We start from the raw sequence: 12,350 nt of genomic DNA, 5'->3' as shown, positions 1-12,350 counted from the left end.
GTTGGAGCTTCCGATGGTGAGCGCGGCCTGGCCGCGATTCAATGCCGTTTGGTGAACAGACTGTTCATGCGTCCCAGTAGGGCGCGTCGCCGAACTCGCCGACCAGGAAATCCAGGAACAGCTTGGTGCAGTGCGCCATGGTGGGATTGGGCAGGTATGCCGCATAGAGCGCGCGCTCGGGCAGGCGATAGCCGGGCAGCACGCGCTGCAATGCGCCATCGCGCAAGGCCTGGCCGGCCGCGAACGTGGGCACGACGGCGATGCCCAGGCCGCCCAGCGCGGCCTGCACGACGGCATCCGCCGTGTTCGCCTTGAAGTTGCCCTTGGGCTTGACGGCGCACTCGCCTTCGGGCCCGACGAAATTCCACTCGCCGCGCGCATTGACGAAATACACCAGGCAGTTGTGCGCGGCCAGGTCGGCCGGCGTCTCGGGCGCGGGATGCCGCGCCAGATAGGCGGGGCTGGCGCAGGCCACGAAGCGCATGGGCGCCAGCCGCCGCGCCACCAGGGACAGCAGCACGGGCTCCTGCACCTGACGGATCACGATATCGGCGCCGCCGGTGACGAGGTCGGGAAACTGCTGGCTCAGGTCCACGTCGATCGACACGTCGGGATAGCGCGTGAGGAACCGCGCGACGGCCGGCAGCAGGTGGCGTCGGCCGAAGGTCATCGCGGAACTGATGCGGATGTGGCCGCCCGGCGCGCTGCGGAACCGCTCCATCTCGCGGCGCGCGTCCTCGGCATGGGCGAGCAGCTGGCGGCAGCGTTCGTGAAAGACTTCACCCGCCGCCGTCAGGCCCAGCTTGCGGGTGGTGCGATGCAGCAGCTTCACGCCCAGCGCATGTTCGAGATCGGCCACGTGCTTGCTGGCCAGGGCCTTGGAGATGCCCAGCTTCTCGGCCGCGCGCGAGAAACTCTTGGTATCGGCGATCACCGAGAACGTCAGGAATTCGTTCAGGTCGAGCATATGTGGCCGGAGTCGGATGCGGCAGCGTCCTGTGCCACGACCGGTCCACCGTGCCGGGTGTCTCAGCCTGGAGGCTCAGGACTGCTGTTGCAGAATCAGCGAACCAACCTCCTGCGCGTGCACCCGCAGGAGGTCGGCAAGTACGGGCAGTCTATCGTCACCCATGCGGTCGGCGATCGCGGAAATGCTGAGGGCGCACAGCGGACGCCCATCGCGGTCCACGACCGCGACGCCGATGGCGCATATCCCCGACACGATCTGGCCGGGCATGAAGGCGTAGCCGTTGGCGCGCGTGGCCCGGACCTGGTCCCGGATGGATTCGACCGAATAATTCGGATAGTCCGCCAGCCACTTCAGGTTGCGCTCGAGTATGCGTTCGATGGCCGCATCGTCCAGAGCGGCCAGCAATGCCAGGCTGCCCGCGCCGACCCCCAGCGGCCGCCGGTCGCCGACGTCCAGCACCAGCGTGCGCACGGGATAACCGCCGAGCACGCGGCCGATGCAGACCGCGCCGGAGCCCTCGATCACCGACGAGAACACCGTATCGCCGCTGACGCGGGCGATGTCCTCGAGCGCTCGTTGGCAGGCGCTGGTGTAGGCCTGGGCGACGGCGTTCGCGCCCAGCAGCGCGATGGCGGATCCAAGCCGGTAGCGCTTGCTTTCCACGTCCTGGTAGACCAGGCCCGCTTCGACCAGCGCGGCCAGCAGGCGGTGCGTGGTGCTCTTGCCCAGCCCGGCCTCACGGCCGACGTCCGTGAACGTGGCGCCCCGCGCAGCGAACTGGCCGACCGTCTTCAGCACGGTAGCCAGGCGGGCGACCACTTTCATCGATCCGTCCGCGCCGGCGTCCTCGGACGCCTTGTCGACCAGGGGGCTTTTTTGCATGGGCGGATTCTACCGAAGTCGTTGACACCAAAATCCTGCTGCTGCTAGAGTTCCGTTATAGAGAACTAATAGTTCCGTCTAAAGGAACTTCTATCAACGTACAGGAGTGGGACTATGTTTCACAAGGGGTTCAGCCGCCGGCGGATGCTCGGGTTGGCGGCAGCAGGCATCGCAATCGCAACGGGCGCGGCACACGCGCAGGAGAGCTGGCCCAGCCGTCCCATCCGGATCGTCGTCGGCAACAGCGCGGGCGGCACGCAAGACCCGCTGGCACGCATCGCCGCGGCAGGGATGAGCAAAGAGCTCGGCGTGCCGGTCGTCGTCGAGAACCGGCCCGGCGCCAACAGCAATATCGGCGCGGAACTGACGGCCCGCGCCAAGCCCGACGGCTACACGCTGTTCGTGTATTCCACGTCGACTGCCATCAACGCGACCCTCTACACCAAGCTCAACTACGACCCCATCAAGGACTTCGATTTCGTCGGCCTGATCGGCGGCTCGCCCAACGTGCTGGTCGTCAATCCCAACCTGCCCGCGCACAGCGTGGCCGACCTGGTGCGGCTGGCGAAGGAATCGAAGACCGGCATCAACTTCGCGTCGTCGGGCACGGGCTCGTCCACGCATCTGTCCGCCCAGATGATGACGATGCAGTCCGGGTTGAACATCGTGCACGTGCCCTACAAGGGCGCGGCACCGGCCCTGTCGGACCTGATGGGCGGGCAGGTCGACGCCATGTTCAACGCAGCCACCTCCACCGTTGCGCTGGTCCAGGCGGGCAAGCTTCGCGCCCTGGCCGTCACCAGTTCGAAGCGCATGGAACAGCTGCCTGACGTGCCCACGCTGGCCGAATCGGGCTTTCCCGGTTTCGACGTGATGACCTGGAACGGCCTGGTCGTGCCGGCGGGCACGCCCAAGCCCATCGTGGCCAAATTGAACGCCGCGCTCAACAAGACGCTGGCCATGCCGGCCACCGTGAAGGCGTTCGCGGATTCGGCCACCTCCGCGATGCCCGGATCGGAAGAGGACATGCGAAAGCTGGCCGTGGAAGAAATCGATCGCTGGCGTCCCGTGGTGAAGGCCTCGGGCGCCACCCTGGACTGATGGAGACGAGCATGCATGCTGGCAGGCTCGTCATGACCGGCCGCCTCCTGGAAGGCCGGACGGCCGTGCTTTTCGGCGCCGCGCGCACGCGTGGCATGGGCCTGGCCACGGCCCGGCTGTTCCACGAGCATGGCGCCAGGATCGTGCTGCTGGACTTCGACGCAGCCGAAGTCGACGCCGCCGTCGCGCAGTTCCCGCCCGGCAGCGCATTGGGCAGGCAAGTCGACGTCAGGGATCCCGAATCGTGCAGGGCCGCGATTGCCGATGCGCTCGGATGGGATGCCGCGCAGGGACGCATCGACGCCGTCATCAACTTCGCCGGCGTCACGCAGAAGCGTGCGTTCGCCGACATCGGCCAGGAAGACTTCGACCTGTTGTGCGCGATCAATCTGAAAGGGGCGTTCAACGTGTCCCAGGCCGTTCTGGGCATATTGCGCGAGCAGCGCGGCGGCAGCCTCGTGCATATCTCGTCGCTGGGCGCGCAGCAGGGCGGCCTGTACGGAGGCGCGCATTATTGCGCGACCAAGGCCGGCATCCTCGGCATGGTCCGTACCCTCGCGGTGGAATACGGCAAGGACAACGTGCGCGTCAATGCCATCGCTCCCGGACTGATCATCACCGACTTCTCCCGCAGCGGCCGGACCGACGAAGAAAAGCAGGCCTCGGCGACAGGCTGGCCCCTGCAACGCGCCGGTAGCGTGCAAGAGATGGCCGGCGCCTGCCTGTATCTGGCCTGCGACCTGTCCACGTACGTGACGGGTGCGACCCTGGACGTGAACGGCGGCGCATACCTGCGCTAGCCGCCGTCCGCACGGATGAATCATCACATGCCTATCCATACCGCCGACATATCCGATGCCGACCCGCAAGGGTCGCGCGTCTGCGACGTCGATTTCCGCGACTACGGGGGAAGGCGCATCTTCAGCGGCCCGTGCATCACGCTGAAGACCGGCGCGGACCACCGCCAGGCCTTTGCCCTGCTGAACACACCGGGCGCGGGCCGCGTGCTCGTGATCGACGGCGCAGGGCCCACGGCCCACGCACTGCTTGGCGCGACCATGAGCGCGAATGCCGCTCGGCTGGGCTGGGCTGGGGTGATCGCCTTCGGCTGCATCCGCGACAGCGACGAACTCGCCCATCTGGACATCGGCATCAAGGCACTGGGCACGGTCGTGCGCAAGGCGCCCGCCGAGGTGCCAGGCACGTTGAACGTACCGGTGCAGATCGGCTCCGCCGTTTTCATGCCCGGGGACTGGGTGTACGCGGATTCCGACGGAATCATCGTGCGCTCGTCGCCCTTCGAACCCCCATCCCGCAAGCTCGAGGAACACGCATCGTGAAACGTCGCCTGGAAGGCAAGGTGTGCCTGTTGATGGGAGGCGGCGCGGCGTCAGCGGAAGGCAGCCTCAGCAATGGCCAGGCCGCCGCCGTCACGTTCGCACGCGAAGGGGCGTCATTGGTCGTCGTCGACGTCCGGCTCGAAGCGGCGCAGCGGACGGTGGCGCAGCTCGCGCGGGAAGGCCACGAGGCGATCGCGGTGCAGGCGGACGTCAGCAAACTCGAGGACGTGACCAGCGCGGTGTCGGCGGCCATGGAGCGGCATGGCCGCATCGACATCCTCTACAACAACGTCGGCATTGAGTACCGCGGCGGTCCGGTGGATACGCCCGAAGAGGAATGGGACCGCGTGCACGACGTCAACATCAAGAGCGTCTTCCTCGCGTGCAAGCTGGTGATACCCTTCATGGAGCGCCAGGGCGGAGGCAGCATCGTCAACGTGTCGTCGACCGCCAGCCTTCGATGGAGCGGCATCTCCTACATCTCGTACAGCTCGTCCAAGGCGGCGCTGAACCACATGTCGCGCATCATCGCCCGCCAGTACGCGAGCAAGCAGATACGCTGCAACGTGGTGGTGCCGGGGCTGATCGACACGCCGCACACGCGTGCCCTGTTCGGCGACAAGACGCCCGACGAGTTCGCCGCGATCATGGAAGACCGCAATTCCCGGTGCCCCATGGGCCGCCAGGGAACAGGCTGGGACGTGGCGAACGCCGCGCTGTTCCTCGCGTCCGACGATGCGGCTTACGTAAGCGGCTCCTTGCTGGTGGTGGACGGCGCGGCTTCCGTGTGAAGCCGCGCGGATAACCAGCGCAGGCGCCTAACGCCGCGACTCGACCCGTTCCGCCAGCAGCTCGTAGAACAGTTTGGCCACCGGATTGAGCGTCTTGCCGCGCGGATGGATCAGGCCGATGGTGCGCGTGACGGCCGGCTCGCGCAGCGGGACGCTGACCAGCGCCCCGTGATCCGCGGGCGGCATGGCCAGGCGCGGCACCACGCCGATGCCCAGCCCGGCCTCGACCATGCTCACCAGCGCCGGCACGTGCTGCACTTCGCAGAAATGGCGCGGACGTTCGCCGCTGAGCGCCAGGGCCTGGTCGATCAGGAAGCGGTTGCCGCTGCCCTGCGCCAGCGTGATGTACGGATGGTCGGCCAGGTCCGCCCACTTCACGAAGCGGCGCCTCGCCAATGCGTGCCCGCGGCTGACCGCCACCACGAAAGGCTCTTCCAGCAAGGGCTTGAACTCGATCTCCGCATCGTTGGTGCCGATGTAGGTCAGGCCGAAATCGGCGTCGCCGCGCGCCACGGCCGTCAGCACCTGCGAGGACGACTCGTCGATGATGCGGATGCGGATGCGCGGGTATTGCGCGTGATAGTCGCGGATGACGTCGGGCAGGAAGTACGCGACCGCCGACGGCACGCAGGCGATGGTGACCATGCCCGACAGCCTTTCGGCCACGTCCTGGATGCCCACCAACGCGCTCTCCAGCTCGTTCAACACGTTGCGCGCGCGCGGCACGAAGCCCCGGCCGATGGTCGTCAACTCGACCTTGCGCGTGGTGCGCGTGAACAGCTGCACGCCCAGCGCCGCCTCCAGCTTGTCGGCGCGGCGCGACAGCGCCGATTGCGACAGATGCAGGGCCTCGGAGGCCGCGCGAAAACTTCCCAGGTCCGCCACGGCCAGGAAGGCGCGCAAATCCGCCAGATCGAATTTCATGCGTTTTTGACAAGAATAGATCGAATTTTTGCACTTTACTCGATATTGAGGCTTGGGCACGATAGCCGTCAGCCGCTCCAAGAGGCGGCGCTCACCGGATCGTCGCGCACGGCGCGACTCGCCCTGGTGAGAGCTCATACGGAGACCTCATCGATGCCCTCGCTTCACTGCCTTTTCCCGCGGCGCCTGGCCGCCCTCGCCACTGCCCTGGCTGCCCTTTCCGCCGGCGTCTTCCCCGCGCACGCTCGGGCCGCCGACTGGCCCGAACGCCCGATCCGCCTGCTGGTGCCCTATGGCCCGGGCGGCAGTTCCGATGTGGTGGCGCGTGCCGTCGCCGCCGAGATGTCGCGCGACCTGGGCCAGCAGATCATCGTGGAGAACAAGGGCGGCGGGCAGGGCACCATCGCCACCACCGAGGCGGCGCGCGCCACGCCCGACGGCTACACGCTGATCCTGGGCCACGTGGGCACGCTGGCGGTCAACCCGACCATGATGCCCAGGCTGAACTACGATGCGCGCAAGAGCTTCGCGCCCATCGTGCTGCTGGCCAAGCTGCCCATGGTGTTCGCCGTCGGCGGCAAGCTGCCGGCCAGGACGCTGCCCGAGTTCGTACAGATGGCCAGGGCCAAGCCGGGCGAGCTCAATTACGGCTCGGCCGGCAACGGCAGCGCGGGCCACCTGGCCTTCGAGATGCTGAAGACGGCCGCCAGCATCGACGTGCTGCACGTGCCCTACAAGGGCACCGGCGCGCAGGTGAACGACCTGCTGGCCGGCAACATCGACGCGGCCGCCGCCGGCACGCCGGGCCTGTTGCCGCACGCGCAGGCCGGCAGCATCCGCATCATCGCCGTGGGCTCCGAGCAGCGCCTGCCCGTGCTGCCCGACGTGCCCACCGTGGCCGAACAGGGCTATCCGGGCTTCGAAAGCTCGCAATGGTTCGGCCTGCTGGCGCCCGCCGGCACGCCGTCGCCCGTGATCGCACGCCTGCACCAGGCCGCCACCAAGGCACTGGCCACCGATGCCGTGCGCACCCGCCTGGCGCACGACGCCAGTGAGCCCTCCGGCGCCGGCCCGGCGGAATTCGCCGCGTTCATCGACGCGGAAGAAAAGCGCTGGAGCAAGGTCGTGAAAGACGCGCGCCTCTCCATCGAATGACCCCATCCTCATCAGGAAGAATCAGCATGCCCAACGCTCGTGAGAAAGTCCTCGTCCCCGAAATCGAACTCAAGGCCCTGGGCATCCAGGCGTTCCAAGGCCTGGGCCTGCCGCACGCGGATGCGGCGGACGTCGCGGAAGTCCTGGTGCTGGCCGACCTGTTCGGCCTGTCCACCCATGGCCTGTCGCGCATCGAGTCGTATGGCGAGCGACTGCAGGTGCAGGGCATCAACGCCCGCGCCAATGTCCAGGTGCAAAGCCCCGCGCCCGCCATCCGCCTGATCGACGGCGACAACGGCGTGGGCCCGCTGGTCGGCATGCACGCGCTGCGCGCCGCCATGGCCGCGGCCGAGACCTGCGGCGTGGGCATCGCCTTCGCCCGCAACAGCAACCACTTCGGTCCCATCTCGCCGTATGGCCTCTTGGCCGCCGAGGCCGGCTACGCCAGCATCATCGGCAGCAACGCCACCACCACCATCGCGCCCTGGGGCGGCACCGATGCGCGCGTGGGCAACAGCCCCATCGGCTTCGGCGTGCCCAACCCCGGCGGCAAGCATTTCCTGCTGGACATGGCGATGAGCGTGGTCGCCCGCGCCAAGATCCGCAACGCCCTGAAGGCCGGCACGGCCATTCCCGACAGCTGGGCCACCGACGCGCAGGGCCTGCCCACCACTGATCCCAGGCAAGCCCTCGACGGCTTCCTGCAGCCCATCGGCGGCCACAAGGGCTATGGGCTGGCGCTGATGGTCGATCTGTTCGCCGGACTGCTGTCCAACGCCGCCTATCTGACGCACGTGAAATCCTGGGTCGATGCGCCGGACCAACCGCAGAACCTGGGCCATTTCTTCCTGCTGATCGACACGCGCCGCCTGGGATCCACGCAATGGCTGGCGGAGCGCATGAACGACTTCGCCGCGATCCTGCACGACAGCCCGCCCGCCGACGCCTCGCGCCCCGTCATCCAGCCCGGCGAGATCGAGCTGGCGCGCATGGCGTCGCAGCGCGAACACGGCATCGCCATCGATGCCGACGTGCTGGCGCTGCTGCAGAAGCACGCCGGCTGAGCGAGCGCCGACCACAGGCGCGCCCATGCGGGGACGTCAACGCGCGAACCCCGGCGCACCGGCGCGATGCGCCACCCGAGGAGACAACATGAAGAGAACCCATCTGATCGCGGCCTTCGCACTGGCCACTACGGCCATCGCGTCCAGCCCCGCTGCAATGGCCGAGTATCCCGACAAGCCGATCCGCATGATCGTGCCCTACGTGGCGGGCGGCGCGGCCGACATCACGGCGCGCGTCATGGCCGCGCGCATGACCAAGGATCTGGGCGCGACCGTGGTGGTCGAGAACAAGCCCGGCGCCAACGGCATGATAGGCACCGACATGGTCGCCAAGGCCGCACCCGACGGCTACACGCTGCTGCTGGATGCCAGCGGCCCGCTGGTCGTGAACCCCTCGCTGTACGCCAGGACGCCCTACGATCCGATCAAGGACTTCGCGCCCATCAGCCAGATCACCAGCTACCAGTACGTGCTGGTCGTGCCGCAGCAGTCGAAGATACAGGGCATTCCCGACCTGATCGCCGCCGCGAAGAAGTCGCCGGGCACCGTCACGTACGGGTCGGCAGGCGTCGGGGCGGGCGGGCACCTGGCGGGCGAACTGTTCGCCGTGCAGACCGGCACGCAGCTGTCGCACATTCCGTACAAGGGCAACGCGCAGGCGCTGACCGATGTGCTGGGCGGACAGCTGACCTTCACGTTCGACACCGTGGTGACCGCCACGCCGCACATCCGTTCCGGCAAGCTGCGTGGCTATGCGGTATCCGGCCCGCGCCGCGCCCCCGGCCTGCCCGACATCCCCACGCTGCGCGAACTGGGCTACAAGGATTTCGAGGTCACGCAATTCCAGGGCCTGCTGGCGCCGGCCGGCACCGATCCCAGGATCATCGCCAAACTGCATGATGCCGTCGTGCAAGCCGCCCGCGATCCCGACATCGTCCAGAAGCTGGCGACCGAGGGCGGCAACGACATCGTCGCCGGCACGCCCGAGGCCTTCACGCAGCAGATGAAGGAAGACCTCGCGCGCTACCGCAAGCTGATCAAGGACGCCAACGTCAAGGCGGAGTGACCATGTACCAGATCGACATCCTCATCCAGGGCTATCCCGGCCGCGCGGTATGCCACGGCGGGCTGGGCTGGAGCACCACCACGCTGCTGCGGCAGGATGGGCGCAACATCCTGGTCGACGTAGGCGCCTTCGGCGTGCGGCACCTGCTGGGCCATCATCTGCATGGCTGCGGCGTCGCGCCCGAGGCCATCACCGACGTGGTGCTGACGCATGCGCACTACGACCACGCCGTCAACTTCACACTGTTTCCCAACGCCACCGTGTGGATCGGCGCGCAGGAACTGGACTGGGCCGCGGCGCAGCCGCCCGGCTTCAACCCCCTGCCAGAACTGTACGTGCGCGAGCTGACGCGCCTGGACCGCGTGCGCACGCTGCAGGACGGCGAGACCTTCCTGCCCGGCATGACCGCCATCGCCGCGCCCGGCCACACGCCGGGCCATCTGCTGTTCTACGTCGATACGGCCGACCAGACCATCCTGTTCACCGGCGACGCCGCCAAGAACCGCGCGGAACTGGTATCGGGCACCGTGGCCGACACCCTGGACCGAGACGCCAGCCACGCCAGCGTGGCGCAGATCTGGACGCTGTGGCGGCGCAAGCCGGACACCTTGCTCGTGCCTGGCCACGACGTCGGCATGAAGCTGGACGCGGCCGGACAGCCGGTCTACGTCGCCGAACGCCAGGCCGCCATCAACGCGTGGTTCGGCGACGACCTCACCACCGAGCGCATCGATCTGTGCTGCGCCCCTCAACTGCGACGCTTCAGCGTCTGATCCCCACCATGAAGATCTCTCCCGACATCATCGCCGCCTTCACGCCCACCGGCCCGCTGCGCGCCACCATCAACCTGGGCAACCCCATCCTTGCGCGGCGCGACGCGCAGGGCGCGCCCGCCGGCGTGTCGGTGGACCTGGCCCACGCCTTCGCCGAACGCCTGGGCGTATCGCTGGAACTGGTCGTGCTGGAAAGCGCCGGCAAGGCCGTGGAGACCGTGACGGACGACGCGGCGGACATCGGCTTCTTCGCCATCGATCCCAAGCGCGCCGCCAGCATCACGTTCACGGACGCCTATGTGCTGATCGAAGGCGCATACCTGGTCAAAGACGCGTCGCCGCTGCGCTCGATGGACGACGTGGATCGCGCGGAGCATCGCGTGACGGTGGGCAAGGGCAGCGCCTACGACCTGTACCTGACGCGGGAACTGAAGCACGCCACCATCACGCGCGCGGCCACGTCGCCCACGGTGGTGCAGACCTTCCTGGCAGAAGGCACGGAAGTGGCGGCGGGCGTGAAGCAGCAACTGGAGATGGACGCGCAGCGCCATGGCGGGCTGCGTTTGCTGCCCGGCAGCTTCATGACGATACGCCAGGCCATGGGACTGCCCAGTGGCCGGGGAGCCGCCGCGGCGCGGGTGCTGCACGCCTTCGTGGAAGACATGAAACGCAGCGGCTTCGTGGCCGACGCGCTGGCGCGGCACGGCATAGAAGGCGCGGCCGTGGCGCCCGCGGCAGCCCCCATCGGGTAATCGCATGGACTCCATGCACGCCGGCCGCGGATCGGATGGATCGACACTCCCGGCCCCGAGCCCGGTCTCGTGTCCGCAAGGACTCGAGACCGGGACCCGGAACTACGGCATGCAGCGCGCCGCCATCGTCGGCAGTAGAACGCGCGGCTCGACATCCGGTGCGTGCAATAGCCGGGCTATGGATAGACCGTCGATGCCCTCCGCCGCGATACCCAGGAAGTCAAGCGCGGTGGGGGCAATGTCGATCAGGCTGGTTGGGCTGGACAGGACGGCCGGCGGATAGGCCGCATGATTGAGCGCCAGGAACGGCCGCGTCTCGTCCGGCCCCCAGCCGCCATGCTGGCCAACCCCGGGCTGGCCTGGCTTGCCCGGTTCAACGACGGACCAGCGCATGCCTCGCACGCCATGCGGATTCTCGTGCGCCGTCCGCGCGGTATTGATCGCGGCCACGATTCCCTGGCCATCGGAGAGCCCCACGCGCGGCAGTTCGTGCGCCGCCACGACGGCGTCCACCCACGGCGCTTCGGCCAGGCGACCGAGAACGGCGGCCACGCGGGCCCGTGCAGCACCGACGGCATACAGCAGTGCGGCGGTGCCCTGGCCCGCGACCGCGACCTGCCCCGTCAGCACCTCGTCCTGCAGGCCGTGCGCACACAGCCAGGCCTCGACATTCACATAGCCGCCGATGGATTCCTGACCGTGGTCGGACCCGACCATCAGCAGGACGTCCGCGCCATCCGTGCGCAGTCCCTCGACGGCGGCGATCACCTCCGCCACCCGCTGGTCGGTCTGCCGCAGTGCGTCCACGTGCATCGCGCTGCCCAGCGGCACGGCATGCATGGTCAAGTCAGGATTGGAGAGCCATAGCAGCGCAATCGCCGGTTTGCGTGTGGGAAGGATGTCCTCGCAGAAACGCCGCGTCATGGCCCGGTCGCCCGCCAGATCGTGTGAGACGTCCAGCGCCTCGAGGCCGGTGATCGGCTGGCCGCCCGGCGCGTACGAACCCGCCCGATGATAGACGTGCCCGAAGTGGTCGGGATCCAGGAAATAGGCCGCCCCGGGCGACACGTTCGAATAGGCGATGAAGCCGCCCTTGCCCGCCACGCGCTGCGCCAGCGTCGGCACACGCAGCGTGCTGCCGGTGGCGCGCCGCATGTGGGCGCGAAAATCAGGATGGCCTACGTCGCGGACCACGATCTTCCCGTCCTCGGGCAGGCCCATGCGGTTGCCGTGCAGGCCATGGCTGGCGGGCAGGCACCCCGTCGCCACGCTGGCGGCCGACACGCGGGTGACGGACGGGAATACCGCATGATGCGCAGCGCACGAGGTCGACGCCGCCAAGAACGCATGCAGCGCCGGCATGAGGTCGGGCGTGATCCAGTCGCGCGCCAGCCCGTCGCAGCATACGAATACGACGCGGCGCGCGCTGTCGATGGTTGATCCTGCCGTCACATGGTTCTCCTGTCAGTAGCTGTAGGCGACGGCGACGGGCGGGCGCCACGCGCGCCCGTGCCGCACGACGGCCGATTCCA

At 68.2% G+C, this 12,350-nt stretch carries 13 protein-coding genes; 9 read left to right on the top strand and 4 right to left on the bottom strand.

Annotation, left to right across the window (positions count from 1 at the left end):
• Positions 1 to 64: 64 nt before the first annotated feature.
• Both FS845_RS00460 and FS845_RS00455 read right to left on the bottom strand, forming a co-directional pair.
• A complete protein-coding gene (locus FS845_RS00460; RefSeq protein ID WP_144629837.1) occupies positions 65 to 967 on the bottom strand; it encodes a LysR family transcriptional regulator in 903 nt (300 codons plus the stop codon).
• Between the two features lie 75 nt (positions 968 to 1,042).
• Entirely contained in the window at positions 1,043 to 1,852 is an 810-nt protein-coding gene (locus FS845_RS00455) for an IclR family transcriptional regulator (protein ID WP_144629835.1), read from the bottom strand.
• A 114-nt stretch (positions 1,853 to 1,966) separates the two neighbouring features.
• Between FS845_RS00455 and FS845_RS00450 the strand changes: the two genes are divergently transcribed.
• The 4 genes from FS845_RS00450 to FS845_RS00435 are packed head-to-tail and all read left to right on the top strand — an operon-like array spanning position 1,967 to position 5,084.
• Positions 1,967 to 2,953, top strand: coding sequence for a Bug family tripartite tricarboxylate transporter substrate binding protein (locus FS845_RS00450; RefSeq protein ID WP_144629833.1), 987 nt, complete (start codon positions 1,967 to 1,969; stop codon positions 2,951 to 2,953).
• 32 nt (positions 2,954 to 2,985) lie between these two features.
• Positions 2,986 to 3,753: an SDR family NAD(P)-dependent oxidoreductase gene (locus tag FS845_RS00445; RefSeq protein WP_144629831.1), complete on the top strand. Its 768-nt coding sequence runs from the start codon at positions 2,986 to 2,988 to the stop codon at positions 3,751 to 3,753.
• Between the two features lie 27 nt (positions 3,754 to 3,780).
• Positions 3,781 to 4,293 (top strand): ribonuclease E activity regulator RraA, encoded by a 513-nt coding sequence (rraA, locus tag FS845_RS00440; RefSeq protein ID WP_144629829.1) that lies wholly within the window; start codon positions 3,781 to 3,783, stop codon positions 4,291 to 4,293.
• Positions 4,290 to 5,084 carry an SDR family NAD(P)-dependent oxidoreductase gene (locus FS845_RS00435; protein WP_144629827.1) on the top strand — a complete coding sequence of 265 codons (795 nt, stop codon included), beginning with the start codon at positions 4,290 to 4,292 and terminating at the stop codon, positions 5,082 to 5,084. Before rraA ends, FS845_RS00435 begins: the two co-directional genes overlap by 4 nt.
• 27 nt (positions 5,085 to 5,111) lie before the next feature.
• On the opposite strand, the gene FS845_RS00430 is transcribed toward FS845_RS00435, so the two are convergent.
• On the bottom strand, positions 5,112 to 6,008 hold the full coding sequence (locus FS845_RS00430; protein ID WP_144629825.1) for a LysR family transcriptional regulator: 897 nt from the start codon (positions 6,006 to 6,008) through the stop codon (positions 5,112 to 5,114).
• Positions 6,009 to 6,161: 153 nt separating this feature from the next.
• On the opposite strand from FS845_RS00430, the gene FS845_RS00425 reads away from it, so the two are divergent.
• The 5 genes from FS845_RS00425 (at position 6,162) to FS845_RS00405 (ending at position 10,818) form a co-directional block, all read left to right on the top strand.
• Positions 6,162 to 7,163 carry a Bug family tripartite tricarboxylate transporter substrate binding protein gene (locus tag FS845_RS00425; protein WP_144629823.1) on the top strand — a complete coding sequence of 334 codons (1,002 nt, stop codon included), beginning with the start codon at positions 6,162 to 6,164 and terminating at the stop codon, positions 7,161 to 7,163.
• Positions 7,164 to 7,189: 26 nt separating this feature from the next.
• On the top strand, positions 7,190 to 8,227 hold the full coding sequence (locus FS845_RS00420) for an Ldh family oxidoreductase (RefSeq protein WP_144629821.1): 1,038 nt from the start codon (positions 7,190 to 7,192) through the stop codon (positions 8,225 to 8,227).
• Between the two features lie 88 nt (positions 8,228 to 8,315).
• A complete protein-coding gene (locus tag FS845_RS00415) occupies positions 8,316 to 9,293 on the top strand; it encodes a Bug family tripartite tricarboxylate transporter substrate binding protein (RefSeq protein ID WP_144629819.1) in 978 nt (325 codons plus the stop codon).
• 2 nt (positions 9,294 to 9,295) lie between these two features.
• The gene (locus tag FS845_RS00410; RefSeq protein WP_144629817.1) at positions 9,296 to 10,066 is read left to right on the top strand and encodes an MBL fold metallo-hydrolase; all 771 of its coding nucleotides are present in this window, start codon (positions 9,296 to 9,298) and stop codon (positions 10,064 to 10,066) included.
• 8 nt (positions 10,067 to 10,074) lie between these two features.
• Positions 10,075 to 10,818: an ABC transporter substrate-binding protein gene (locus FS845_RS00405; RefSeq protein WP_144629815.1), complete on the top strand. Its 744-nt coding sequence runs from the start codon at positions 10,075 to 10,077 to the stop codon at positions 10,816 to 10,818.
• 102 nt (positions 10,819 to 10,920) lie between these two features.
• Here the strand turns inward: FS845_RS00405 and FS845_RS00400 are convergent, their stop codons facing one another.
• Positions 10,921 to 12,270, bottom strand: coding sequence for an alkaline phosphatase family protein (locus FS845_RS00400; RefSeq protein ID WP_144629813.1), 1,350 nt, complete (start codon positions 12,268 to 12,270; stop codon positions 10,921 to 10,923).
• Positions 12,271 to 12,350 lie beyond the last annotated feature (80 nt).

Origin of the sequence: Bordetella genomosp. 13 (assembly GCF_007679965.1) — a bacterium.
In the GTDB taxonomy this organism is placed as follows: Bacteria; Pseudomonadota; Gammaproteobacteria; order Burkholderiales; family Burkholderiaceae_B; genus Bordetella.
Note: the sequence above shows the minus strand (reverse complement) of the source record. Positions and strands in the feature narration are given on the sequence as shown.